Origin of the sequence: Deinococcus multiflagellatus, from assembly GCF_020166415.1 — a bacterium.
GTDB lineage: Bacteria > Deinococcota > Deinococci > Deinococcales > Deinococcaceae > Deinococcus > Deinococcus multiflagellatus.
Map to the genome: position 1 here is coordinate 310,282 of NZ_JAIQXV010000002.1, position 25,496 is coordinate 335,777.

Here is a 25,496-nt window from a genome sequence, read left to right on the forward strand (position 1 = left end):
TGTGCAGGCACCACAATTTCGCCGGAGGTGCTTCCGTCATGCTCAGCCGCCCTGTTCTGCCCCCGCCCCACATTCGTCTCTCCTGGCTGGTGCCGCTGCTGGCTGCGGTCACGGCCCTGGTCCTGCTGCCGTACGCCACGCCCCAGGGCCGCACGCTGCTGGCCGGCGCCGCGCTGTTCGACGCCACCCTGACCACCGCCCTGCTGGTGTGGGCCGCGTCGCCACGCCAGGAACGCCACTGGCCCCGCGCCCTGCTGCTGGGCCTGCGCGGCGGACTCGTGCTGGCCCTGTGCGTCCCGCTGGTGCGGGATTGGTGGGGGCTGGGCGTGGCGGTGCTGGTGGCAGGCGCGGCCCTGGGCCTGCGGGGCCTGCGCCGGCCCCTCCCCGAAGGCTTTGCCGAACTCGACGATGTGGAGCGCGCCGAGGCCTCGCTGGCCCGCGCGCTGCCCTCGCCCCGCATGGCCCGGCTGCTGAGCTACGACGCCCTGCTGTGGCCCCACCTGTGGCGCCGCCCGGCCCTCCCCGAAGGCCAGCACTTCGGCACCCAGCGCGGCTCTTCGGTGCCCGGCACAGTGACGCTGCTGCTGTTTTACACCGCCCTGGAAAGCCTGCCGGTTCATTTTGTGCTGGCCCCGCACTCGCCCACGGCGGCGGCCCTGCATCTGGCCGCGAACGCGCTGGGCGCCGGGTGGCTGCTGGCCTACACCCGCGCGCTGGCGCGCCGCCCCCTGACCGTCACCCACCGCCGCCTGTACCTGCGTACCGGGCTGCACTGGACCGCCAGCACGCCGCTGGTCAACGTGCAATCGGCCCGCGCCGTTGTGGCCGGACAAGACGCCGCTGTGCCCACCATCGCGGTGGGGGTAAAACCGAACGTGGTGCTCACCTTTGCCCAGCCGGTGCGCGTGCTGGGGCCCTACGGGATGACGAAAACGGCCGCCCAGCTCAGCCTGCATGTAGACGACCCTAAGGGGTTTCTGGCGGCGGTGGGGGGCGGGACACAGGCCTAACCCCCGGATCAGGCACCGGCCTGAAGGCCAAAACAGCCCCGCCTGCTCGTCAGAGAAGCAGGCGGGGTGGAGAGGCTCACCGGACGCCGAAGCGTGGTGGTGAGGGGTGAAGCGTTCAAGGTCAGGCGTGAGGGGTGCTGGGCGTGCCCGGTGAGAGGGGTGACACTTGCCCCAGTGCCTGCGGGAGGTTGCAACGTAACCCTGTTGCGAGGGGGACTTCCGCTCGCCCTGTGGGCCTCTCCGCTCTGCACTGTGCGCCTAAGCGGGCAGGTCCGTCAACCAGTTGGTCTGCTGAATCTGGGCTTCCAGTTCGCGGCGGGCTTTGGCCAGTGCGTCCACCTGCGTCTGGAGCACCCGGGCGGGCAGGGTGGGGAGAATACGCACTTCGCTGGTGCTGTAGCGGGTGGGGCGTTCAGAGGCGGTCAGGGCGGCGCGGCGCAACGCCTTCAGGCGCAGGTCGAGCAGGTCACGCCTTGTCAGGGCGTCGGTCAGGGTTTCACCGCCCGGCAGCGTGGCCGACAGGTTGGCGCGGTGAATCCGGGGCAGCAGGGTATTCAGCGCGCCGACCACCCGGTCGAACTCTTCCAACAGGGCCTGGGGCGACTCCGACGGCTCCTCGCCTTCCTGCACCAGCATGTTCCGAACAAGGCGCTCTTCCAGCTGAGCGGCGCGTTTTTGAAGGTCGGCACGTTCAATCAGGGCTTCGGCCAGTTTCATCGGCTTCAGCGTACCGGCTGCGCTGACTACCAGTCAAAACTCGTCGTCAACGTCAATCAGAGCCGTTAATCTACTGATCCGTGCGTTGATCCATAGCAGCAGAGGAGGCGGAGTACACCTGGGGCCACTCGTCGGCACTTGACCCCGATATGGTGAATGGTCGCCCCCTCGGGCAAGGAGCGCGCTACAGATTTATGCTCGGATCAGTAATGGTGCTAGGCGGAAGAAGCGGCTGAGAAATCAGGCCCTGCTGATCACTCCCACATTTACAGCACACTTGCCACCGGTCGGCCGAATATTGCTCTTCCTTCTGCGAACGGAAGTGGCACACTAACGGGATGAACTGGTGGGTAGAAGGACGTAGTGGATTCCGGGCTAGCCTGTTGATTATTGGGCTCTCGTCCTGCTCATCTGCACCCAATCAGGCGGCCCAACAGTTACAGGTCCAAGCGCAAGCCTTCTTGGGAACGCAGAATCCATGTCTCCACACATCTGAAGTCACTGACGAGGACCACTATTACGTTGGGTGGGATCAAGTGGCGTCCAAACAGGTAAATGTTTCTGCGCAAGAAACTCTTCCTATCCATATCGAGAACGTCGAAGAGCTTATTTCTCGCGATAATGCTCAGGTTGTGCGAAAATTAATCTCCCCGAATGCAGTTGCCGAGATAGAGACGATAAACCCTGTTTCTTATATCCGATTGTCATTCAAGGGTGAAGGCAAAGAACGAAAAATGATCAAGCAAACGTGTTTGATGGAGGACTTGAACGGCTGAGTCCCCTCTTGCCTTCAAAACGGCCTAAAAGTCGCTGCACGCTTTGCCAAGCAGAAGGCGATGGGTGAAGCAACAGATCTTGAAGATGGTCAAGGCCCATTCGGAACACGGACACCATGCGGTGTCCGTGTTTCTTGCGTTTAACAGGCTGTTTGGCGGCCAAGAGCTGGCCCGTGACGCAGGCCCAGATGAAGGCGGCAGACACGCAGGTGAGCAGCGTCGAGACACGTTCAGCCTGTGTCAGGCCAGTGTCTTCCAGATTAAAGCCTCTGGTTTTGAGAGCTGAGTGCAGATTTTCTGCCTGCCAGCGCTGGGCATAGCGGCGGAGATTCACCGAAGCGTGGCCCCGATAAGCGAGGTACAAGACCTCTCCAGCAGCATTCTTGGTGGCACACAGGCGCAAGGGCACGCCGTAGACGACGACAGAGCGGTGCCGGCAGCGAATCTCGCCCGTCTGAAGCTTCTTAAAGCAGGCCCAGATGGGCAGTTTGCCGGTTCCGATGGTGGTTATGGCCGGGAGACGAATACAGGGCGCAATGCCATGCTGATGCAGATACGTGAACCACGACTTCCCGATGAACTCCCGGTCCGCCAGCAGAGTTCCAATGTGTCGCTCGGGGCAACACTGAAGGAATCGGCTCAGGAGCGCTTCGCGCACCTGTTGCGAGCTGCTGCCCCCATGAGGGAGCAGGGCCCACATCAGCGGCAGACTGAAGCCGTCCCAGACGGCGGACAGGAGGAGAATATTGACATCCTGCTTGCCGAGCTTCCAATTGGTGCGGTCCAGGATCAGGTGCAGCTCGCTGTCCGGGAGGAATGAGAGCGCAAACCGTGCGAAGAGCTGGGCAGGGAACTCGAAACGGACAAACCGGCGCAACCGCTGGTACCGCGTGTCGAGTGAGCCGGGTAACGGCCCATGGGTCTTCAAGGTGTACAGCACGACACTGCGGGCTTGCACCATGGCCAAGATCAAGGCTGCCAGCACCTCCAGGCGCCGGGCATCGATGGGAAACGCAGACCGCAGCGCAGTCTGCAAGGTCTCGTGGGGGTGTCGGCTCCGGGTTTTCATTGCAGAAACACCCTAAAGGCGCCGACTTTTCCTTGGCTGTCAGGAGTTTTGACTGGTAGTCAGCCGGCTGCGTTCGCCCGGGGCCGGAGAGTTCTGCAGGGGTGGCGCGGCCACGTCGCCCTGACCCGCCCCTCTGCTGATCACGGCCTGATCATGGGGGGCGGTGTTCACTGGGCCCAGCGCCCGAACAGCGCCGCCAGCACGCCCGCCCGGTCCTGTTCCCGCGCCCGCCCCTGCGGCGCCGCTCTGCCGCCTGCAGGGCAGGGGAGGCCATTGCCCGCGACCTGTCGCCACCGTTTGCCCAGCCGCCCTCAGCTCTCGCCGTCCCGTTTTGCCGGCCCGTCACCCCTGGAGGAGAGGATCATGACCGACCAGCCCGCGCCCGCCCGCCGCAGCGCCACCTTCACCGTGGATTTCGGTGACACCCCACTCTCGCCCGAGTTCCGCGCCCTGCTGGACCGCCGCCTGCGCCTGACCACCATGCAGACCCTCGCCGAGCTGGACCTGCACGGCGACAGCGAACTGCACTACAAGTTTCCCAAAGAGTGGATGGGCATTTTTATTCGCCCGGACAAGCAGATTGCCGAGCGGCTGCGGTCGTTCACCCGCTAGGCCATGACCGCCTTGCCCCGTGGGCCGCTGCTGTGTCCCAGTTCCACCTGCGCGCCCGGCCATCTGCTGATCGGCGTGGTGGCGCCCGGCGGCCTGATTCAGCTGCTGCCCAGCGCCCTGGAGGTGGACGCCGAGTTTGTGGCCGCCGCCCACACCGGCCGCGCGCCGGAAAAACGCTTCCGCTTCGCCTCGCCCTGTCAGGCCGGGGGCTGCGCGCAGTGGACCGGGCAGCGCTGCGGCGTGATTGACGCGGTGGCCGAGGTGGTGCCCACGCAGCCCGGCGCGGCCCTGCCCGCGTGCAGCATCCGGGACCGCTGCCGCTGGTACATGCAGACCGGCGAGGGCGCCTGTCAGGGCTGCGCCTATGTGGTCACAGACCTGGGGACTACCGCTGGGCACCCGGCCCTCAGTTAGCCGCCGGGCACCAGCAGGGGGAGCGCGCCACCCATTGGGGTCGGCGCGCCTCTTCCTGAATTGGGAATTGGGCCAATGCGTTCTGGTCAATGGTTCGGCCAGGTTCAGCGTCCACGGCAACGAGCAGCAATCAATACGGTATTTTTGCTCTTTCCCCTTGTGTAGGGCTGGGACAGCTCGCACCGCGAGAGGTTGGGGCTTGAAAAGCTGCGCAGCAGAGGGGGGTGAGCGGGCTCAGTCGCCCACACCACGTTTTCGGAACGGCCCCCTCCACAGGCTTAAAAAGTGTCCGAACCATTTCTGGTAGGGCCTGCTGTCCATTTCTGGAGCATCCGGGACAGAACTGGATGCTTCTCTCCTGCGGAGCCTTCCAGGTCCAATTCCCGGACATCCGTCTCTTTTCCCTCCCCGAATTGGGTCAATGCTTTCTAAGCCACTCGGCGCACGGTCAGGCTGGGGCGTGGCCGGTATGCTCCTGAGCGAGATGTCCTTCGATGCCCGCGCCCTGTCCGCCCTGGATTTTCCCCGCATCCTCTCTGCCCTGGCCGAGCGCAGCGCCACCACCCTGGGGGCGGCGCGTGCCCGCAGCCTGCGCCCGTCGAGCGACGCCGGGCGGATTGCGCGGGAACTGGACGAGGTGGAAGACGCCCTGTTCGGGGTCAGTCTGTCCCTGGGCGGCATTCAGGACATCAGTGAGCTGCACGCCCGCGCGCAGGAAGGCCGGGTGCTGACTGGGCAGGAACTGCTGAGCGCCGCCTATTCCCTGGACGGCGCCATGACGGTGGGGCGCGCCATCAATGCCAATTCGCGCGGGCCGCTGCGCGAGGTGGCCGGGGACCTGGGCGACCACAGTGAGCTGGTGCGCCGGGTGCTCTCGGCCCTGGACCGCGACGGCGCCGTGCGCGACGACGCCAGCCCGCGCCTGCGCGACCTGCGCAAACGCATTGAGCCCCTGCGCGGGCGCATCCGGGAAAAACTGGCCGCCACGCTGGACAAGTGGGCCGACGTATTGCAGGAGCACATCGTCACCATTCGCCGCGACCGCTACGTGCTGCCGGTGCAGGCCAGCCGGGTGGGGCAGGTGCAGGGCATCATCGTGGACGCCAGCGCCACCGGCCAGACCTACTTTGTGGAACCGGCGGCGGTGACGCAGCTGAACAACGAACTCACGCGCCTGATCCTGGACGAAGAAGCCGAGGTCCGGCGCATTTTGACGGAACTGTCGGGCCTGCTGGCCGCCGACAGCGCCGTGCCCCTGACCCTTTCGGCCGTGGGCGAACTGGACCTGATCGCCGCCAAGGCCCGGCTGGCCCGCGACTGGCGCCTGAACCGGCCCGAGAGCGTGCCCGGCGGCACCTACGACCTGCGCGAGGTGCGTCACCCCCTGATTGAAAACCCGGTCGCCAACGACATCTCGCTGGGCGACACCAAGCTGCTGCTGATCACAGGCCCCAACATGGGCGGCAAGACGGCCACCATCAAAACCCTGGGTCTGGCCGTGTTGATGCACCAGTGCGGCATGTACGTGGCGGCGGCCAGCGCGAAGTTGCCGGTGGTGCGCGACGTGCTGGTGGACATTGGCGACGAACAGAGCATTGAGGCGTCCCTGTCCACCTTTGCCAGTCACCTCAAGCACCTGCGCTACGTGCTGCGCCACGCCGCCCCCGACACGCTGGTGCTGGTGGACGAGTTGGGTTCGGGCACCGACCCCAACGAGGGCGCCGCACTGGCCCAAGCGATGATCGAGTGTCTGCTGGCGCAGGACGCGCGCGGCGTCATTACCTCGCACCTCTCGCCCCTGAAGCTGTTTGCGCTGGAAACGCCGGGCCTGAAAAACGCCTCGATGGGCTTTGATGTGGACACCCTGGCCCCCACCTACGTCTTGCAGGTGGGACAGCCGGGGCGTTCCTTTGCGCTGGCGATTGCGCAGCGCATGGGGCTGCTCGCCGGTGTCCTGAACCGCGCCGAGGAGCTGCTGGGCCCCGACGCTGGCCTGATGGAGCGCATGTTGGAGGGCCTGGAGCGAGAGCGCCGCGACCTGCGCGCCCAGCTGGACGCCACCGCCGCCGCCCGCCAGAGCGCCGAGGCCGAACTGGGCCGGGTGCGGCAGGAGCGCGAAACCCTGGAAGCCCGCCGGGGCGAGATGCTGGCTGAGGCCGCCCAGAAGGCCGAATCGCTGTACGCCGACGCCATTGAGCGGGTGCGGACCCTGCGCGCCCGCGCCCAGGAAGACAGCGCCCGCCCGCGCGTGATGCAGGAACTGCGCGAGCTGCGCGTGGCTGCCCAGAAGGCCCGCCCGGCGGCGGCCCCGCGCGAGGACCGGGGCGACCCCATTCGCGTAGGCAGCGTGGTGGACGTGCCGGCCTACAACGCCAGCGGGCAGGTACTGGAACTGCGCGGCGACGATCTGGTGGTGCAGCTGGGCGTGATGAAGGTGGGCGTCAAGCGCCGCGACGTGCGCTTGAAGGGCGAGCCCAAGCCGGTGGCGGCGGGCGCGCCCAAGACCCGGGGCCCACGCTTTACCGGCACGACCGCCAGCACCTTCCAGAACGAACTGCAGCTGCGCGGCCTGGGCGTAGAAGAGGCGGTGGAAGAACTGCGCGCCGCCATTCTGGAAGCCCACGCCCTGAAAGAAAGCCCGCTGCGCGTGGTGCACGGCAAGGGCCAGGGCGTGCTGCGGCGCCTGCTGCGCGAGTACCTGAAGGGCGAGAAGAAGGTCGAATCCTTCCACGACGCCGAGGCCAACCAGGGCGGCCACGGCGTGACCATCGTGAACATCCGGCGCTGAGGGGCGGGGCAGGCTGGGCAGCGGGTGGCCGGCGCGCCGCCCCTGGGGCCATGACCCGCCATGTCCTGGGGTGGACCCTCCTGGCCCTGACCCTGGCGGCCTGTGACCCTCAGGGGCTGGATCTTTATAGCCCAGTCAGTGCGCGCGACTATGTCCGGTCCTGCGCCCGCAGTCAGACCGACGTGTACTGCGAGGCCCTTTTGCCCACCCTCGCCGCCGTGCAGGGGCCGGTGGCGGTCCTGGTGCCGAATATGGGCGACGACGAGCGAACCGCCCATCTGGCCCGCCTGCTGGCCGAGAAGGGCCTGAGCACCGAAGCCTTCCTGCGCGACGAGGCCGCGAAAGCCGCGTTTGCCCGCGCGAACCTCTTTGCGCTGAACCGGCTGACCACGGGCGTGCACCGAACGCTCGACGGGCGACCCCATCAGGTTCGCTGCGACCCCGGGCAGGAGGTCTGCCACGTGGACGACCTGAGCGGCGTCAACCGCCTTCAGCATCTGCCGCCGGGCAACGGCAGTGTCTACGCCACAGCGGCGCCGAGCGCAGACGCCCTGCCCTTCTTCCGCTTCTGACCGCTCCGGGGCCCGCGCCAACCTGAGATCAGCAGGGGCCCTTGGCGCCGCTGTCTCTTGCCGACTGTGCTCTGGAGCCGCCGTGGGAAGCGCCCAGGGCAGCTTTGCTCTGTAGACACGCGATCTCTCGCCACCGGAGCGCCCTGCTAGCATCCCGGCTGTGAATGCCGCCCCCACCCCGTCCGTGCCGCTGTCCTGGCCCCTGCTGGCCACGGGCGCGGCGGCCTTTTTTACCCTGGGGGTCATTCAGGCCATGTACGGCCCGGCCTTTGGGCTCTTTGAGGCCCGTTACGGGGTGTCCACGGCGACCGTGGGCCTCATCGCCAGCGCGCACTTTCTGGGCTCGGCCTGCGCGCCGCTGCCGGTAGGGCTGCTGCTGCGCCGCCTCAGCGCGCGGGCCGGCACCTCGTGGAGCCTGCTGGTGCTGGCGCTGGGCATGGTGGGCGTGGTGCTGGCCCCCACCTGGCCGCTGGCGGTGGCGGCGGCGGCCGTGGGGGGCCTGGGCCTGGGCGGGGTCAGCGCCTGCATGAACGCCGCGTACGCCAGCGTGGGGGCGCGCGCCGTGAACCTCGTGAACGCGGTGTTCGGGGTGGGCAGTCTGATGTCGCCGCTGCTGGTGGCGGGCCTGGGCGCCGGGCTGGCCGCCCCCTTCCTGACGGTGGCCGCCCTGTGCGCCGCCACGTTTGTCGTGGGCCGCGTGTGGGGCGTGCCCGAGATCGTGACCCGCCGCCCCGAGACGGCGCCCGCCCGCCCCGGGGTGCAGGCGGGTCTGCTGGCCGCGCTGCTGGTGGCCTACGTGGGCATGGAGGCCGGTTACGGCGCCTGGATCGTGCGCTACCTGACCGGGCACGGCGTGGGGGGCGCCGCGCTGATTCTCAGCCTGTTCTGGGGGGCCCTGACCGTGGGCCGGGTGCTGACCGGGGTGTTCGGAGGCCGGGTGGCGCCCCACCGCCTGCTGCTGGCCTGCGCCGCCGCCCTGATCACCCTGGCCGCCCTGGCGCTGGTGCCCGCCTGGGCCCCAGTGGCCTTCCTGGGCGCGGGGCTGGCGCTGGCCCCGGTGTTCGGCACCACCCTGGCCTGGGCCAGCCAGACCCTCTCGGCGCGGCTGGTGCCGCTGCTGCTGGTGGCGGGTTCGGTGGGCGGGGTGCTGGCGCCAGCGGCGCTGGGGGCCCTGCTGGCCCGCTTTGGGCTGGCGGCGGTGCCACTGGGCCTGGGCACGCTGGCCCTCCTGATGGGCGCTTTTACCCTGCTGGCGCGGCGGGGCCTGCGCCCGGGGGCCGCCGCCTAGCAAAGCGCATTGTCAGCGCTGGGGGCGTGTGGCAGAATGCGCGGCGAATTCTCACCCCAACCCACCCATCATGGCCGAGCGGGGCATGGCATGGCCCGGCGGCGCAACGGAGGCTCCAGAGTGGCACAAGCGACCAGACAGGTAAAGCTCACGCGCGAAGGGTACGAGCGGCTGCAAAAAACGCTCGATCAGGAAATGGCCCGCCTGGCCGAAGCCACCCGGATTCTGCAAGAGCAGATGGAAACCAACTCTGATACCGAGGACACGGGGTTAGAGGACGCCAAGCGCGAGAAGATGAATATCGAGGCGCGCATTGACGAGCTGGAAGACACCCTGGCCCGCGCCACCGTCATCGAGGACCACGAGCATGACGGCCGCATTGAGCTGGGCGCCATTGTGGTGCTGGCCAACGAAACGACCAAAAAGGACATGAAGGTCCAGGTGGTCAGCGCCGCCGAAGCCACCGTGACCGGCGGCAGCCTGCCCCGCGTCTCTGAAGACAGCCCGGTGGGCAAGGAACTGATGGGCCGCAAGAAGGGCGAATCCTTTGTGGTGAACCTGGATAACGGCAAGCAGATGAAGTACAAGGTGAAGAGCATCGAATACTAGGTTTCAGGCGCGGTGTTTAAATGAGCGGCAACGCGCGGGCCGCCCCGCGCGGCGAAGACCACAACCACTCAACGGACGCAGATGGTCAATGGCAGATGGCAGAAGGCGAAACAGCCTGGGCCATCTGCTTTTTGTCAGCCGCCATCCGCCCTGAGCCATTTGCCTTCTGCCATCTGCCACCAACCCGCCCCTATACTTCCCCTCATGTCCGACGTCCCCCCCGCGCCGCGCCCCGAGGGCCTGCACGAGCAGACCGTCAGCCGCCTGAACAACCTGGACGCGCAGGTTGCCGCCGGCTTTGAAGCCTACCCCTACAGCTACGCGCGCACCCACCACGCCCGCGACGTGCTGGCCGCCCACCCCGGCGAACTGGAAAGTGGGCAGGAATGGCCCGAAGAGGTCTACGCCCTGGCCGGGCGCGTGACCCTGATGCGTCACATGGGCAAGGCAGCCTTTGCCGACCTGAATGACGAGCACGGCAAAATCCAGCTGCATTTCTCCAAGCAGGACACAGATGGCTTTGACGCCACCAAGAAGATTGACCTGGGCGACATCATCGGCGTGCGGGGCTTTCCCTTCGTGACCAAAACCGGGCAGCTGACCCTGCGCGTCACCTCGTGGCAGCCGCTGGTCAAGAGCCTGCATCCCCTCCCCAGCAAGTTCCATGGCCTGCAGGACGAAGAACTGCGTGCCCGGCGCCGCTACGTGGACCTGATGGTGAACAGCGAGAGCCGCGAGGTCTACCGCACGCGCTCACGGATGCTGCGCTTTATTCGTCACTTCCTCGACAGCCGTGACTTCATGGAGGTTGAGGGCCCCACCTTGCAGGTCGTCCCTGGCGGCACCGAGGCCCGGCCTTTCAAGACCTTCCACAACGCCCTGGGCCACGAGTTCAGCCTGCGCATCAGCCTGGAGCTGTACCTCAAGCGGCTGCTGGTGGGCGGCTTCGAGCGCGTGTACGAGATTGGCCGCAACTACCGCAACGAGGGCATTGACCGCACCCATAACCCGGAATTCACCATGCTGGAGGCGTATTTCGCCTACGGCGACTACAACGACATGATGAAGCTGGTCGAGCAGCTGTTGCACGACCTCGTGGTGGAACTGAAAGGTGAGCCGAAGCTGACGTACCAGGGCAAGGAACTGGATTTCTCGCTGCCCTTCAAGCGCCTGGATTTCGTGACGGCGCTGAAGGAGCAGGCCGGGCTGGACTTTGATCCGCTGGATCTGGTCAAGCTGCGGCAGTGGAGCGACGAGCGCCACCCCGAGTTCCGCAAGGTGCCGGACTACAAGCTGCTGGACAAGCTGGGCGGCGAGTACGTGGAACCTCTGCTGCAAAACCCCACCTTCCTGACCGACATGCCGCTGGCGATCAGCCCGCTGGTGAAGGTGCACCGCGAGCGCGCTGGGCTGGCCGAACGCGCCGACCTGTACGTGGCGGGCTTTGAGCTGGCCCCCATCTACTCCGAGCTGAACGACGCCCTGGACCAGCGCGCCCGCTTTGAGGCCCAAACAGCCCGCCGTGAAGCCGGTGACGACGAGGCCCACGAGCAGGACGAGGATTTCCTGCTGGCCCTGGAATACGGCATGCCCCCCACGGCCGGCATGGGCATGGGCATGGACCGCCTCGCCATGCTGCTCACCGACCGCGATTCCATCCGCGACGTGCTGCTCTTCCCCCTGCTGCGCCCTGAGGGCACGGGCGGGGAAGGGGAGAAGGGCGAGGCTGAAGCCAGCGCCCAGTAGCAGTTCAGGACAAGCAAAGTGCGCGCAGGCCGGGAAAGGGGAGAAGTCCTTTTCCGCTGACTACTCTTCAAAACGTGGCATGAGGGTCAGCAAGGTGCGCCAGGACGACGGGGACGGGTGAAGCAGGAGATCCTGGAGATGGTCCAGGCCGAGTCGGAACACGGACACAGCACGGTGTCCGTGACTTTTGATCTTGACCTTGGTCCGCGCCGCCAGCAGTTCTCCCGTCACGCAGGCCCAGACGAACGCCACGCTGACGACCGTCAGCAGGGTGGACACCCGCTCCGCGCGGGTCAGGCCCGTGTCCTCCAGGTTGAAGCCCCTGGTCTTCAGGGCGGCGTGCAGGTTCTCAGCCTGCCAGCGGCCTGCGTACCGTCGGAGATTCGGTCCCACGTGCCCCCGGTACGCGAGGTACAGCGTCTCTCCGGCCGCGTTCTTCGTCGCGGCGCCTCGGAGGGACACGCCGTAGATCAGGGTCTGGCGCCGCCAGACCCGCACTTCACCCACCTGGAGATTTTTGAACACGGCCCAGACTGGGAGGCGGTGTTTCCCGATGGTGGCGCGTGCCGGGAGTCGAATGCACGGCGCGATGCCGTGCTGGTCAAGAAACCGAAACCAGTGCTGGCCGATAAACTCGCGATCGGCCAGGAGGCACCGGACCCGGAGACCTGGGCACAGCGTCAGGAAACGCGCCACGAGCGATTCCCGGGCACGGGAATCACTAGCGCCCCCGTGTGGGAGTAGCGTCCACATCAGGGGCAGGCTGAACCCGTTCCACACGGCGGAGAGCAGCAGGATGTTCACGTCCTGCTGCCCCAATCTCCAGTTCGTCCGGTCCAGGATCAGATCCACGGGGCCTTCGGGCAGGAAGGAGAGGGCAAAGCGGGAAAACAACCCCTCTGGGAAGGAAAACCAGACGAAGCGACACAGGCGCTGGTATCGGGCCGTGAGCGATCCTGGCAACGCCACGTGGGTTTTGAGGCTGTACACGACGACCGTGCGCGCCTGGATGACCGCCAGGACCAGGGCCGTGAAGACCGTCAGGCGGCGGGCATCAAGAGGAAAGGCAGACCGCAGGGCAGTCTGCAAGGGATCGTGAGGGGGTCGACTTCCCGGGGGTTTCATCGAAGAAACACCGTACAGGAGCCGACTTTCTGCTGCCTATTCCCCGTTTTGAAGGGTGGTCAGCCTTTTCCGGCCTGCCGTTGTGGATGCGGCAGAGGGAGTGTTGACCGTTCCGGGGGGTGGCTGTCTCTGGCCCCGCTTTTCTGTGCAAGAGGTCAACCCCGTAAGACGGGAGAAAAAGGACGTGGATCTCTCGTGCGCGCTTGCCATGTTCCCCTCTCCCCGTGTGGGAGAGGGAGGAGCGAAGCGACGGAAGGGTGAGGGGGCCACCGGGTGGCGCCGACGGCTGTGGCATCCATGAAGTGCCCTCTGGCGTCCCCGGACCCGCGTTTGCCCATTGGGACGCTGCCGCCCTCATTCACCCTGGGAGGCCAGAAACGCCGTCCCTGTGCGGCAGTTCACCGCTCGCCTTCTGCGCTGCCCCCCACCTGCCTGCACAACCCGGCACTGGAACCGCTTCATTCATTCGTTCGTTTGACAAACAAAATTGCCAGGGCGCACCATCGGAGCACACAACCCTGACCCTGTATTCAGATCACCTGTATCTGACGACGTTTTCCTGTCTTTCTCTGCCCTGGCCCGGCTGCCTGCCGGGAAGGCCCCCCATGCTTCAAGGACGCCTGCATGCTGCACGATGACCCCCACAGCGCCGACACCCTGGACCTCGCGGCCATCCGCGCGCGGCACACGCTGCTGCTGCTGGGGCTGCTGTGGAACCGTGATCTGGCCCGGGTGGATATTGCCCGGGATTTGGGCCTGTCGCGCAGCGCGATCAGCTCGATTGTCACGGAACTGATCAGTGTGGGGCTGGTGCAGGAGGTGGGCACGCGCGGCAGCAGCGGTGTGGGCCGCAAGGCCACCCTGCTGAACCTGAACACCCGCGCCGCCGCGCTGCTGGCCGTGGACCTGGGCGCCAGCCACGCCCGGGTGGACGCCCTGGACCTGCACTGCCGCACCCTGGCCACCCAGAGCGTGCCGCACGACATCCAGGCCGGGCCGCGCGCCACCTACGCCCTGCTGCACGACCTTTGCCACGACGTGCTGCGTGCCGCGCGCCTGAATCCGGCGCAGGTGGCCCTGGTGGGCGTGGGCATTCCGGGCCCGGTGGACCACGACACCGGCCGGGTGGTGCAGCCGCCCAACATGCCCGGCTGGGACGGCGAGAACGTGCGCGAGGCCCTGCGCACCCTGCTGGGCCTGGAGGTGCTGGTGGACAACGACGCCAACCTGGGCGCGCTGGCCGAGGCCCGCTTTGGCGCACACCGGGGCACCCAGGACCTGATTTACGTGAAGGCCGCCACCGGCATTGGCGCGGGCGTGCTGCTGGGCGGGCGCCTGCACCGGGGCACGCGCGGCGGGGCGGGCGAGATTGGGCACATCAGCATCAACGAGCAAGGGCCGGTGGGGCGCAGCGGGAACCCCGGCAGTCTGGAGAGCTACGCGGCGGCGGGCGTGCTGCTGCGCCTCGCCGAGGAGCGCCGCGCGGCCGGGGTGCCCAGCACGCTGCCCACGCCGGTCACCCTGGCCAGCCTGCTCACGCACGCCAACACCGATCCCCTGGCCCGCGCCGTGTGGGAAGAAGCCGGGCACCACCTGGGCGTGGCGATCAGCACCGCGCTGAACCTGTTTAACCCGGCCGCCGTGGTGATCGGCGGGCGGCTGTCGCAGGCGGGCGAGGTGCTGCTCTCGGCGGTGCGGGCCAGCGCCCAGAGCCGCACCATGCGCATCAACGCCGACCGGGTGCGCATTGACCTGGGCACCCTGGGCGGCGACGCCGGGGTGCTGGGGGCCGGCGCCATGATGCTGGATTCGCTGTTTACCCCCCGGGGCCTGCCGCACCTGTACGGCATTGCCCGCGTCAACCAGAGCGCCCACGACCTCGCCGCCAGCCGCGCGCCGCCCGGCCTGGGCCCCAGCGACCCCGCCCCCACCCGATCCCATTTTCCCCCGTACGGAGGAGTCTCATGAAAAAAGCCCTGATGATCGCCGCCGCCCTCGCCCTGACCACCAGCGCCGCCGCCGCTGGCAAGCTGGAAATCTTCTCGTGGTGGTCCGGTGACGAAGGCCCCGCCCTGGACGCCCTGATCAAGGTGTACAAGCAGAAATACCCCTCGGTAGCCGTGGACAACGCCACCGTGTCGGGCGGCGCGGGCACCAACGCCAAGGCCGTGCTGAAAACCCGCATGCTGGGCGGCACCCCGCCCGACTCCTTCCAGGCGCACGCCGGGCAGGAACTGATTGGCACCTGGGTGGTGGCCAACCGCATGGAAGACCTCAGCGGGCTCTTTAAATCCGAGGGCTGGGACAAGGCGTTTCCCAAGGACCTCGTGCGCCTGATTTCCAGCAAGGGCGGCATCTGGAGCGTGCCGGTGAACGTGCACCGCAGCAACGTCATGTGGTACAACCCCGCCAAGCTGAAGGCCTGGGGCGTGACCGTGCCCAAGACGTGGCCCGAGTTCCTGAAGACCTGCAGCACGCTGAAGGCCAAGGGCGTCGCCGCGCCGCTGGTGGTGGGTGAAAACTGGACCCAGCAGCACCTGTGGGAATCCGTGGCGATTGGCACCCTGGGCGCCAAGGGCTGGGAAGACCTGTGGTCCGGCAAGCTGAAATTCACCGACCCGCGCGTGGTGGGCGTGTTCACCACCTTCGGCAAGGTGATGGACTGCGCCAACAAGGACGCCTCGGGCCTCAGCTGGCAGCAGGCCAGTGACCGCGTGATCAGCGGCCAGAGTGCCTTTAACATCATGGGCGACTGGGCGGCCGGGTACTTCACCACCACCAAGAAACTGGCCCCCAACACCGGCTTCGGCTGGGCCCCGGCCCCCGGCACCACCAAGACCTTCGTGATGCTGGCCGACTCCTTCGGGCTACCCAAGGGCGCCAAGAACCGCGCCGAGGCCCTGAACTGGCTGAAAGTCCTGGGCTCCAAGGCCGGCCAGGACGCCTTTAACCCCCTCAAGGGCTCCATCGCCGCGCGCACCGACAGCGACCTGAGCAAGTACAACACCTACAGCCGCTCGGCTGCCGCCGACTGGAAGAGCAACAAGATCGTGGGTTCGCTGGTGCACGGCGCCGTGGCCCCCGAGAGCTTCATGAGCGCCTTTGGCACGGTGATTGACCAGTACGTGGCCAGCCGCAACAGCTCGGGCGCCGCCGCCGCCGCCCAGCAACTCGCGGCGCGCGCAGGCATCGGCAAGTAACCAAGTAGGTTGTGGGCTGTGGGTTGTGGGCTGTGGGAACGGCTTTTTTCCTACACTCTGCAGCCCACGGCCCACGTCCCTTGAAAGGAGGCCCATCATGAAAGGCCTGAGTAAAGACCGTCTGTGGTCGGTCGCCGTATTGCTGCCCAGCGTTCTGCTGATCGCGGTGTTTGTGTACGGGTTTATCGCGCGCAGTGTGTACGTCAGCATGACCGATTGGGGCAACGACCCCACGCAGGCGCTGGCGCTGGACCCGGTGATCCGCTTTATCGGGCTGGCGAACTACCAGGACCTGTTTACCGGCTTTCTGCAGGGCCGTTTCCGGCAGGAACTGGTGAGCACGGTGTTTTTCACCGCCTTTTTCATCCTGGGCTGCCTGGGCCTGGGGCTGGGGCTGGCGCTGATCCTGGACCGCAACCCCCGGGGCGAGGGGCTGTGGCGCACCATTTTCCTGTTTCCCATGAGCCTCTCGTTCATTGTGACCGGCACCATCTGGCGCTGGATGCTGCAGCCCGGCGGCGGCGTGAACCAGGCCCCCACGCTGTTTGGTGGTCAACCCAGCACCTTTCCTTGGCTCAGCAGCACCGAGGCGATCTGGAAGTTCGACTGGAACAAGCTGCCGCTGCTGACCGCCACTGTTGTGGCCGTGGTGCTGATCGTGGTGGCGGTGCGGGCCCTGCGCGCCGGGGACCGCCGCCGCACGCTGGTGGCCGCCCTGTGCGCCGCGCTGCTGCTGGGCTGGGCGCTGTTCGTGGCGCCCAACCTGAAACTGCTGCCTGCCCCGGAACTCCACGGCTTTAACCTCGCCCTGATCGGCATCATCATCGCCGCTGTGTGGCAGATGAGCGGCTACACCATGGCGCTGTATCTGGCCGGCCTGCGCGGCATCCCCGAGGAACTGCGCGAGGCCGCCAAGGTGGACGGCGCCGGTGACCTGGGCATGTACCGCCACGTCATTTTCCCGCTGCTGGCGCCCATCAGCCTGTCCGCCATGATCGTGCTGGGGCACATCAGCCTGAAGATTTTTGACCTTGTGTACGCCATGTCGGGGCCCGACAACATCAACACCAGCGTGCCCGCCCTGAACATGTACCTCACCAGCTTCCGCCAGAACCAGTTCGCCCTGGGCGCGGCGATTGGCACCATCCTGCTCGTGCTGGTGGCGTTCGTGATCGTGCCGTATCTGGCCTCGCAGTTCCGGGGCGAGGAGGGACACGCGTGAGGGGTGATGGTCGAGGGTTGATGGGTGATGGAGGAGGGGCGGCAATGATGTTGAAGGTTCGAGGTGGCAGGTTGGTTGGCGAGTGGCGCGCTGTTTCTATCAACCGTCAACCATCAACGGTCAACGCGGCTCCGCGCAGCGGAGGCCCCGCATGACCACCACCCTGCCCACCCACACCGCCCCGGCGGCGGCTCCCCGCAAACCGCTGCGTCCGGGCCGCGTGGTGATGTACGCCCTGCTGGTGCTGGCCGCGCTGTTTTTCCTGATTCCGGTGTATCTGCTGTTTGCCACGGCCCTGAAAAGCCCGGACGCCATTGCCGAAGCTACCACCTGGCACTGGCCCAGCGTGCTGAACTGGGGCAGCTTCCGCGACGCCTGGGCCAAGATTGGCGGCAACATGCTCAACAGCGTGTTTCTGGCGGTGGTGGCCACCCTGCTCAGCGCCGTGCTGGGCAGCCTGAACGGCTACGCCCTGAGCAAATGGAAGTTCCGGGGCGCCAACACCCTGTTCGCCCTGATGCTCTTCGGCATGTTCATTCCGTACCAGGCCGTGCTGATTCCGCTGTTCCAGTTCGTCGAGTCCGTCAAATGGGCGCCCATCGATCTGGGCTTTGTCACGATTCCAGGCTTTCAGCTGTACGGCAGTATCTGGGCCCTCATCCTGACCCATGTGGTGTACGGCATTCCCATCACCACGCTGATTTTCCGCAACTTCTACGCCGATGTGCCTGACGCCCTGATTGAAGCCGCCACCATTGACGGCGCGGGCTTCTGGCAGATCTACGGCAAGGTGATCTTCCCCATCAGCATTCCGGGCTTCGTGGTGGTGATCATCTGGCAGTTCACGCAGGTGTGGAACGAGTTCCTGTTTGCCGCCACCCTGACGAACACCAGTTCGCAGCCCGTGACCTACGCCCTGTCGCAGCTGGCGGGGGGGCAGGCGGTCAGCTGGAACCTGCCCATGGCCGGCGCCATTCTGGCCGCGCTGCCCACGCTGCTGGTGTACATCCTGCTGGGCCGGTACTTCGTGCGCGGCCTGCTGGCCGGGAGCGTGAAGGGGTAGACAGAAGGCCATGAGCCATGGGCTCTGAGCTATGAGAAAGAAGGGTCTGGGCCATGAGCTTTGGGGGTTGTCCCCATGGCTCATGGCCCAGAGCCCATGGCCCCTTCCCCCCTTTCACCGCCCCTTACACTTCCGTCAGGCAGCGGCGGCTATGCTGTAGCCCACTTCATGACGATTCCCGAACCCCCACCCGTGTTCGTTGTGACGGCGGAACCGGCGCGGGCGCAGGCCTTGCGGCCACTGCTGCCCCGTGCCAACGTCCGCCAGATCAGCGACGCCGAAACGCTGCTGCGTGAAGCGCATGTCACCCCCCCCGATGTCGCGCTGCTGTACACCGACACGCCCGGCGTGCCGCTGCATCAGGTGCTGCCCATGCTGCGCCAGCGCGCCGAACTGGCCGGCACCTACTGGCTGGCGGTGGGTTCGCGCGGGCTGGGCGAGATGCTGGGCGCGGGGGTGGACGCCCTGATCAGTGAAGCCACCCCGCCCCAGGCGATGGCGGTGCAGGTGCAGACCCTGCTGGCCCGCGCGCAGCAGCACCGCGACGCCCAGGCCCGCGTGGCCTCGCTGCAGCGCCGCCTGGACACCTGGGAGCACGAGGAACGGGTGCGCGACCAGCTGGTGCACATGCTGGTGCACGACCTGAAAAACCCCATCGCGGCAGTCATGGGCCTGCTGGAAATCGTGCAGGAAGACCCCCGGGTGCCCGAAGACAACCGCGACCTGCTGAAGGTGGCCCGCGACGAAACCCAGCACCTGCTGCACCTCGCCGTGAACATGCTGGACGTGCGCAAGATCCAGGCGGGCAAGATGAACCTGCGCCGGGAGCTGATGTTCACCCCCATGTTCCGCGAGGTGGTGGAACTGGCCTGCGGTGACGTGGGCAGCGGCCTGCGTGACCGCCACCTGCGCGTGGACGTGGAACAGGACCTGAGCCCCGCCAGCGCCGACCCCGAGATTCTGCGCCGCGTGCTGGCCAACCTGATCAGCAACGCGCTGAAACACACCATGACGGGCGGCCTGATCGCTGTGGCGGTGCGCGGCCTGGGCGACAGCGTGCAGGTCACCGTGCGCGACGACGGCGAGGGCATTCCCGAAGACGACATTCCCAACCTGTTTGCCGCCTTCGAGCAGTCCCGCCTGACCCTGCACGGCCGCTTTGACACCGGCATGGGGCTGGCCTTCTGCAAACTGGCTGTGGAAGAGCACGGCGGCAAGATCTGGGTGGAATCGGTGCGCGGCCAGGGGGCCACCTTCTTCTTCACCCTACCCCTCGCCGCCGACAACGACGACGACGATTTTGCCGAACTGGTGTAGGGGTTCAGGCGCCCAGCCGCACACGGCAGCGCCCATCCTGCCTCACCGCCACAAGTCCTTGCCTGTTTATTGAAGGCCGCCTCTGTCTCTCAGGGGCAGCCTTTTTTCTTGCCCATCGTGCGGGCGGTGATGGTCTGGCGACGTTGCCCAGCGGGTCAGGTCTTCGCTTGCCCAGACGGACGAGGGAGGCGCTTCCTTGCCCCTCACCCACCCCCCAGCCTTGCCCCTTGTGCTGTCTGGGGAATCGGGCCCGCAAGCGCGCAGGACGTGCTAGAACAAGGGTGCACCACAAGTCAGGCAAGAGGAGTTCGGACGCACTCTCTTTTTTTCCAGCATTTCGTGCCGTTTTTCACGAGCGAGGCTAGTGAAGCGCGGGCACGCACGCAGAAAGGGGAATTGTTATCGAATACGCCAACTTTGTCATCATGCTGCTCGTGTCGCTGGGCATCGGCATTGTTGCCGTGCTGGCCAGCGCCCTTCTGGGCCCCAAACGCCGGGGCAGCCGCACCAAGCTCATGGCCTACGAAAGCGGCAACGACCCCGAAGGTGGGGTGGGCACCGGCCAGCGCTTCCCGGTGCATTTCTATCTGGTCGCCATGCTGTTCATCATCTTCGACATCGAGACGGCGTTCTTTTACCCGCTGGCGGTGGCCTACCAGAAGCTGATTCCCTTCGCGTTCTTCGAGGCGATCACCTTCGTGGGGCTGCTGCTGGTGGGCTACGTCTACATCCTGAAGAAGCGGGTGCTGGAATGGAACTAAGGGATGTGGAGAGTAGAAAGTTGATGGTTGATGGACAGGGCGAGGGGGAAAGCATGCAGATGCCGCCTGTTGAAAACCCGGCTTTTATGTATTGGCTGGTGGTGCTCCATCAACCATCAACCATCAACCATCAACAGAGGACGCCCTGATGGCACTCAAAGAACTGTTCGAGAAGGACTGGCAGGAACTGGAATCCGAAGGCGTCCTCTTCTCCAGTCTGGAAAAGCTGGTGGCGTGGGGGCGCAGCAACAGTCTGTGGCCCGCCACCTTCGGGCTGGCGTGCTGCGCCATTGAGATGATGAGTTCCACCGACGGGCGCAACGACCTGGCCCGTTTCGGCTCGGAGGTGTTCCGCGCCTCGCCCCGGCAGGCCGACGTGATGATCGTGGCCGGGCGGCTGAGCAAGAAGATGGCCCCGATCATGCGCCGGGTGTACGACCAGATGCCGGACCCCAAATGGGTGATCAGCATGGGGGCCTGCGCCAGTTCGGGCGGGATGTTCAACAACTACGCGATTGTGCAGAACGTGGACACGGTGGTGCCCGTGGACATCTTCGTGCCCGGTTGCCCGCCCCGCCCCGAAGCCCTGATTTACGCCGTCATGCAGCTGCAAAAGAAGGTGCGCGGCGAAGCCTTTGACCAGATGGGCCACCAGCTGCCGATGGTGGACGCGTGGACCCGGTGAGCGGCGAGAAGTTGACGGGCCGAGAAGGCGGCGTGCAGTCGTCCCAGACGTTGCCCGTGGCCCCGGTGGCAGCGGCGCCTGTCCCGGCCCCGCCCTCGCGCGACGTGACGCCCCTGATGCGCGAACTGGGGCTGGATGAAGACCACGCCGCCGAGCCCACCGCCGTGGTGCCGGCCGGACACCTGCGCGCGGTGGCCCAGGTGCTGAAGGAACGCGGCTTCATGCTGATGGACACGGTGGGCATTGACTACAGCGCCTACACCGAGGGGCGCCCGAAGCGGTTTGCGGTGCTGCACAACCTCTACCACCCCCGCGACCACCGCCGCCTGTTTCTGCGCGTGTGGCTGGACGACGGCGAGGCCCTGGACAGCCTGTACCCGGTGTGGAAGGCCGCCAACTACCTGGAGCGCGAGGTTTACGACCTGCTGGGCATTGTGTTCACCGGCCACCCCGACCTGCGCAAGGTGCTGACCCCCGACGACCTGGAAGGCCACCCCCTGCGCAAGGATTTCCCGCTGGGCGAAAGCCCCACCCTGTTCCGCGAGGGCCGCTTTCTGGACCCCGCCGCCTTCCGCGCGGGCCTGACCGGCCGCGACGCGGGCATGACCGGCTACCGGGGCGAATTCCGCCGGGGCGAACGCGGCGAACGCCTGCCGCCCGTGATGCCGGAAGGAGGACCGAAATGATGGTGATGGGTGATGGTCAAAGGTTGATGGAGGGCTGCGTGGGTGCCCTTTCCATCAACCATCCACGTTTCACCATCAACGCGACCGGAGGTCGCCCATGACCACCACCGACAAACCCACCCACGGCCGCCTGACGCCTGGGGGCACGTTGCCGCCGGAGCAGATGGGGCCCGATCATCAGGAAAGTGACCGCCAGGAGCGGCTGGGCGCCGAGGGCACAGAGGCGCTGATGCACACCGAGATCATGTCGCTGAACGTGGGGCCGCAGCATCCCTCCACGCACGGCGTGCTGCGCTTGGTGGTGGACATGGACGGCGAGTACGTGGTGAAGGTGACCCCGCACATGGGCTATCTGCACACGGGCTTCGAGAAAACCTTCGAGCACCGCACCTACCAGCAGGGCGTGACCTACGCGCCGCGCACCGATTACCTGCACTGCTTCGGGCACGAACTGGCGTACGTCCTGAGCGTGGAAAAGCTGCTCTCGGCGCAGGTGCCAGACCGCGCGACCACCGTGCGGGTGATCCTGCACGAGCTGGGGCGCATTCACAGCCACCTTGTGTTCGTGGGCACCGGCCTGCTGGACCTGGGCGCCCTGACGCCGTTCTTCTACGCCTTCCGCGAGAAGGAAGCGCTGCAGGACCTCTTTGAAGCCGTCTGCGGCTACCGCATGAACCAGGGCTACTTCCGGGTGGGCGGCCTGAGCCGCGATATTCCCGAGGACTGGCCGGGCCGCGTGGCAAAGTTTCTGGACCAGATGGACCGGGGAGTGGACGAATACAGCACGCTGTTTGCCCAGAACCCCATCTTCCTGGACCGGGCCAAGGGCGTGGGCGTCATTCCGCCCGAAGTGGCCATTGACCTGGGCCTGACCGGGCCCAACCTGCGGGCCAGCGGCGTGCCCCTGGACCACCGCAAGGACAATCCATACTGCGGTTACGAGCAGTACGACTTCAACGTGATTACCAGCCAGGACGGCGACAGTCTCGCGCGCTTCAACATGCGCCTTCTGGAGTTCCGCGAGAGCATCAAGATCGTGCGGCAGGCCCTGAAACTCCTGAAACCAGGGCCCGTGAAGGACCCCAACCGCAAGATTTCGCTGCCGCCCCGCCACGAACTAGAAACCAGCATGGAAGCGGTCATTCACCACTTCAAGCTGGTCACCGAGGGCTTTCACCCGCCCACCGGCGAGGTGTACGTGCCGGTGGAGAGTGCGCGCGGCGAGGTGGGGTACTACATCGTCTCGGACGGCGGGAGTATGCCCTACCGCGTGAAGATTCGCGCGCCCAGCTTCGTGAACCTGCAGGCTCTGGAATACGCCTGTGTGGGCGCGCAGTTTGCCGACCTGATCACGATTCTGGCGACCATTGACCCGGTGCTGGGAGATGTGGACCGGTGAAGATGTTGGAAGCACAAAACTCGATGTCGGGTTTTCGGCGTATTGATTCAACTGTTTGGCGCAAGACAGAGGGTGTTTCTGGGCAAGTGGTGGACTTCGATATTCGTACCGATGAGCCGTTCACTCAGGAGACTCAAGAGATAGAGAAGTTTTTCGGACAAGTCAAAGCTTCAGAGCCTGCTTACAGAGCGCTGATCGCTCAGGATTTCGTTCGGGATGACGCCTGGTCAACATGGTGTGGCATAGAAAATCCTGGGCAGGAAGCGCTATGCGACTCCATGCAATTGCGCTGGATCATTGCGACGACGGACAAAAGCAGCCGTTGGGGCTACATCCTTGTTTACGACAGTTTGCTTCCAAACGCCTATGAGTTGAGCGGCTGGTTCGATGCTCAAGGCCACTTTATGCACGCCGAAGTCGAGTAGGGCGGGTAGCAGGAGGAATTTTGTCTTACTTCGCGGATAAACAACCACTGGTGGCGGATATTTTCAGTCGCTACCCCGATTCACCGCAGGGCCGCCGCTCGGCGCTGATGCCGCTGCTGCGGGAAGTGCAGGACGCCGAAGGCTTTGTTTCAGAGGCGCGAATGGCGGAAATTGCCGCGCTGGTGGGCACCACGGCCACCGAAGTGCGCAGTGTCATGAGCTTCTATTCCACGTACCACACAGTGCCCACGGGCCGCTACCACCTGCAGGTCTGCTCCACGCTGATGTGCGCGCTGGCGGGTTCGGATGAGCTGTGGGACCACCTCGTGGCCGAATTGGACGTGCAGCCCGGCGAGGTCACAGCTGACGGCCGCTTCAGCGTGCAGAAGGTGGAGTGCCTGGGCAGCTGCGGCACTGCGCCCATGATGCAGATCAACGACGACGGCTACTACGAGAACGTGGGCCCGGGCAAATGCGCCCGGATTCTGGCGGACCTGCGCGCGGACCGCCAGCCGCTGCCGGATAACCCCGTGCCGGTGACGGTGACGGCGGAAGGCCGGCAGCTGACCGCCAATGGGCAGGCCGTGGGCACCAGCGTGACGGGCCTGGCCGTGCTGCCCAGCCCAGGAGGCACCGCATGACCGTGGCCGAGCCCGCCCCCAAACCCATCACCAGCGGCAAGGACCCGCGCTTTGCCCCCACGCTGTACGCCTACGTGGGCCAGGAAGGCAGCTGGACCCTGGACTTCTACCGCCGGGCCGGGGGGTACGAGGCCGTGAAGCGGGCCTTTGCCATGGGCCCAGACGCCGTGATTGATGAGGTCAAGAAGTCGGGCCTGCGGGGGCGCGGCGGCGCCGGCTTTGCCACAGGCCTCAAATGGTCGTTCATGCCCCTGAATGACGGCCGCCAGCACTACATCATCTGCAACGCGGACGAGTCGGAGCCGGGGTCCTTCAAGGACCGCTACCTGCTCTCTGAAGACCCGCACCAGCTGATTGAAGGGATGCTGATCGCGGGGTACGCCATGCGCGCCAGCGTGGGCTACATCTACATTCGCGGCGAGTACGTGCACGCCGCCGAGCGCCTGTGGGCCGCCATTCACGAGGCGCGCACGGCCGGACTGCTGGGCAACAACGTGCTGGGCAGCGGCTTCGACTTCCAGCTCTACGTGCACCGGGGCGCCGGGGCCTACATCTGCGGCGAGGAAACCGCCCTGATGAACTCGCTGGAGGGCCTGCGTGCCAACCCGCGCCTGAAGCCGCCCTTCCCGGCCGCCGCTGGCCTGTACGGCCTGCCCACCACGATCAACAACGTGGAAACCTTCTGCGCCGCCACCCAGATTCTGCGCTACGGCGCCGACTGGCACGCGGGCATGGGCACGGAAAAAAGCAAGGGTATGAAGCTCTTTCAGATTTCCGGACCCGTGGCGCGGCCCGGCGTGTACGAACTGCCGCTGGGCACCACCTTCCGCGAACTGATTTACGACTGGGCGGGCGGCCCACTGGAAGAGATGAAGGCGATCATTCCGGGCGGCAGCAGTTGCCCCATGCTGCCCTGGACGAACGCGATCCTGGACACCCAGATGGACTACGAGGCCATTGCGGCGGCCGGCTCCATGCTGGGCACGGGCGGCGTCACCCTGATTCCGAAGGCCGACTGCATCGTGAACGCCACCTGGAATCTGGTGCGCTTTTATGGCCACGAGTCCTGCGGCAAATGCACGCCCTGCCGCGAAGGCATTTCCAGCTGGATGACCCGCATGTACCAGAAGCTGGTGACCGGGCGCGGGCAACCCGGCGACGTGCAGCTGATTCTGGACATGTCCGACAACATCGGCGGGCGGTCCTTCTGCGCCCTGGCGGACGCCTGCCTGGGCCCGGTGCTAAGCAGCATCAAGCTGTTCCGCGAGGAATACGACGCGCTGGCGACGACCGGGCAGCCCATGTACGGGCCCAGGAAACGCTGGAGGGATGCGTGATGTTGATGGTTGATGGAGGAAGGTTGATGGAAAA

General features: G+C 66.2%; 24 protein-coding genes. 21 read left to right on the forward strand and 3 right to left on the reverse strand.

Going from position 1 to position 25,496, the window contains the following annotated elements; genetic code table 11:
* The first annotated feature begins 38 nt into the window (after positions 1-38).
* Positions 39-1,010 carry a hypothetical protein gene (locus K7W41_RS04495; RefSeq protein ID WP_224605156.1) on the forward strand — a complete coding sequence of 324 codons (972 nt, stop codon included), beginning with the start codon at positions 39-41 and terminating at the stop codon, positions 1,008-1,010.
* Between the two features lie 258 nt (positions 1,011-1,268).
* Here K7W41_RS04495 and K7W41_RS04500 read toward each other — a convergent pair whose 3' ends face one another.
* Positions 1,269-1,727, reverse strand: coding sequence for a DIP1984 family protein (locus K7W41_RS04500; protein WP_224605159.1), 459 nt, complete (start codon positions 1,725-1,727; stop codon positions 1,269-1,271).
* Between the two features lie 338 nt (positions 1,728-2,065).
* Between K7W41_RS04500 and K7W41_RS04505 the strand changes: the two genes are divergently transcribed.
* Positions 2,066-2,503, forward strand: a complete 438-nt coding sequence (locus tag K7W41_RS04505; protein ID WP_224605161.1) for a hypothetical protein — start codon at positions 2,066-2,068, stop codon at positions 2,501-2,503.
* Here K7W41_RS04505 and K7W41_RS04510 read toward each other — a convergent pair.
* Entirely contained in the window at positions 2,466-3,572 is a 1,107-nt protein-coding gene (locus K7W41_RS04510) for an IS4 family transposase (RefSeq protein ID WP_224605162.1), read from the reverse strand. The genes K7W41_RS04505 and K7W41_RS04510 overlap by 38 nt on opposite strands.
* 363 nt (positions 3,573-3,935) lie before the next feature.
* Here K7W41_RS04510 and K7W41_RS04515 point away from each other — a divergent pair, with 363 nt between their 5' ends.
* From K7W41_RS04515 to lysS, 7 genes are all read left to right on the forward strand, one after another.
* Entirely contained in the window at positions 3,936-4,184 is a 249-nt protein-coding gene (locus K7W41_RS04515; RefSeq protein ID WP_224605163.1) for a hypothetical protein, read from the forward strand.
* A gap of 3 nt (positions 4,185-4,187) precedes the next feature.
* A complete protein-coding gene (locus tag K7W41_RS04520; protein ID WP_224605164.1) occupies positions 4,188-4,598 on the forward strand; it encodes a hypothetical protein in 411 nt (136 codons plus the stop codon).
* Between the two features lie 484 nt (positions 4,599-5,082).
* Entirely contained in the window at positions 5,083-7,386 is a 2,304-nt protein-coding gene (locus K7W41_RS04525) for an endonuclease MutS2 (protein ID WP_224605165.1), read from the forward strand.
* A gap of 50 nt (positions 7,387-7,436) precedes the next feature.
* Entirely contained in the window at positions 7,437-7,958 is a 522-nt protein-coding gene (locus K7W41_RS04530) for a hypothetical protein (RefSeq protein WP_224605166.1), read from the forward strand.
* 160 nt (positions 7,959-8,118) lie between these two features.
* Complete coding sequence (locus tag K7W41_RS04535; RefSeq protein WP_224605167.1) at positions 8,119-9,246, forward strand: MFS transporter; 1,128 nt, start codon at positions 8,119-8,121, stop codon at positions 9,244-9,246.
* Positions 9,247-9,366: 120 nt separating this feature from the next.
* Positions 9,367-9,855, forward strand: coding sequence for a GreA/GreB family elongation factor (locus K7W41_RS04540; protein ID WP_107137924.1), 489 nt, complete (start codon positions 9,367-9,369; stop codon positions 9,853-9,855).
* Positions 9,856-10,059: 204 nt separating this feature from the next.
* A complete protein-coding gene (lysS, locus tag K7W41_RS04545) occupies positions 10,060-11,601 on the forward strand; it encodes a lysine--tRNA ligase (protein ID WP_224605168.1) in 1,542 nt (513 codons plus the stop codon).
* 60 nt (positions 11,602-11,661) lie between these two features.
* Here lysS and K7W41_RS04550 read toward each other — a convergent pair whose 3' ends face one another.
* Positions 11,662-12,726: an IS4 family transposase gene (locus K7W41_RS04550; RefSeq protein ID WP_224605169.1), complete on the reverse strand. Its 1,065-nt coding sequence runs from the start codon at positions 12,724-12,726 to the stop codon at positions 11,662-11,664.
* A 624-nt stretch (positions 12,727-13,350) separates the two neighbouring features.
* On the opposite strand from K7W41_RS04550, the gene K7W41_RS04555 reads away from it, so the two are divergent.
* The 12 genes from K7W41_RS04555 (at position 13,351) to nuoF (ending at position 25,462) form a co-directional block, all read left to right on the forward strand.
* On the forward strand, positions 13,351-14,694 hold the full coding sequence (locus K7W41_RS04555) for an ROK family transcriptional regulator (RefSeq protein ID WP_224605170.1): 1,344 nt from the start codon (positions 13,351-13,353) through the stop codon (positions 14,692-14,694).
* Complete coding sequence (locus K7W41_RS04560; RefSeq protein ID WP_224605172.1) at positions 14,691-15,926, forward strand: ABC transporter substrate-binding protein; 1,236 nt, start codon at positions 14,691-14,693, stop codon at positions 15,924-15,926. Before K7W41_RS04555 ends, K7W41_RS04560 begins: the two co-directional genes overlap by 4 nt.
* Positions 15,927-16,023: 97 nt before the next feature.
* Positions 16,024-17,148 carry a carbohydrate ABC transporter permease gene (locus tag K7W41_RS04565; protein WP_224605174.1) on the forward strand — a complete coding sequence of 375 codons (1,125 nt, stop codon included), beginning with the start codon at positions 16,024-16,026 and terminating at the stop codon, positions 17,146-17,148.
* A gap of 151 nt (positions 17,149-17,299) precedes the next feature.
* On the forward strand, positions 17,300-18,211 hold the full coding sequence (locus K7W41_RS04570; protein WP_224605176.1) for a carbohydrate ABC transporter permease: 912 nt from the start codon (positions 17,300-17,302) through the stop codon (positions 18,209-18,211).
* 168 nt (positions 18,212-18,379) lie between these two features.
* Positions 18,380-19,528: an ATP-binding protein gene (locus K7W41_RS04575; protein WP_224605179.1), complete on the forward strand. Its 1,149-nt coding sequence runs from the start codon at positions 18,380-18,382 to the stop codon at positions 19,526-19,528.
* Between the two features lie 425 nt (positions 19,529-19,953).
* On the forward strand, positions 19,954-20,289 hold the full coding sequence (locus K7W41_RS04580) for an NADH-quinone oxidoreductase subunit A (RefSeq protein WP_224605182.1): 336 nt from the start codon (positions 19,954-19,956) through the stop codon (positions 20,287-20,289).
* A gap of 148 nt (positions 20,290-20,437) precedes the next feature.
* On the forward strand, positions 20,438-20,974 hold the full coding sequence (locus tag K7W41_RS04585) for a NuoB/complex I 20 kDa subunit family protein (protein WP_221089625.1): 537 nt from the start codon (positions 20,438-20,440) through the stop codon (positions 20,972-20,974).
* A gap of 50 nt (positions 20,975-21,024) precedes the next feature.
* Positions 21,025-21,660, forward strand: coding sequence for an NADH-quinone oxidoreductase subunit C (locus K7W41_RS04590; protein WP_380058220.1), 636 nt, complete (start codon positions 21,025-21,027; stop codon positions 21,658-21,660).
* A gap of 163 nt (positions 21,661-21,823) precedes the next feature.
* Entirely contained in the window at positions 21,824-23,059 is a 1,236-nt protein-coding gene (gene nuoD, locus K7W41_RS04595) for an NADH dehydrogenase (quinone) subunit D (RefSeq protein ID WP_224605332.1), read from the forward strand.
* Positions 23,056-23,484, forward strand: a complete 429-nt coding sequence (locus K7W41_RS04600) for a hypothetical protein (protein WP_224605185.1) — start codon at positions 23,056-23,058, stop codon at positions 23,482-23,484. The genes nuoD and K7W41_RS04600 overlap by 4 nt, the downstream gene beginning before the upstream one ends.
* Before the next feature lie 20 nt (positions 23,485-23,504).
* Positions 23,505-24,125: an NADH-quinone oxidoreductase subunit NuoE gene (gene nuoE / locus K7W41_RS04605; RefSeq protein ID WP_224605187.1), complete on the forward strand. Its 621-nt coding sequence runs from the start codon at positions 23,505-23,507 to the stop codon at positions 24,123-24,125.
* Positions 24,122-25,462 carry an NADH-quinone oxidoreductase subunit NuoF gene (gene nuoF, locus K7W41_RS04610; RefSeq protein WP_224605190.1) on the forward strand — a complete coding sequence of 447 codons (1,341 nt, stop codon included), beginning with the start codon at positions 24,122-24,124 and terminating at the stop codon, positions 25,460-25,462. Before nuoE ends, nuoF begins: the two co-directional genes overlap by 4 nt.
* Positions 25,463-25,496 lie beyond the last annotated feature (34 nt).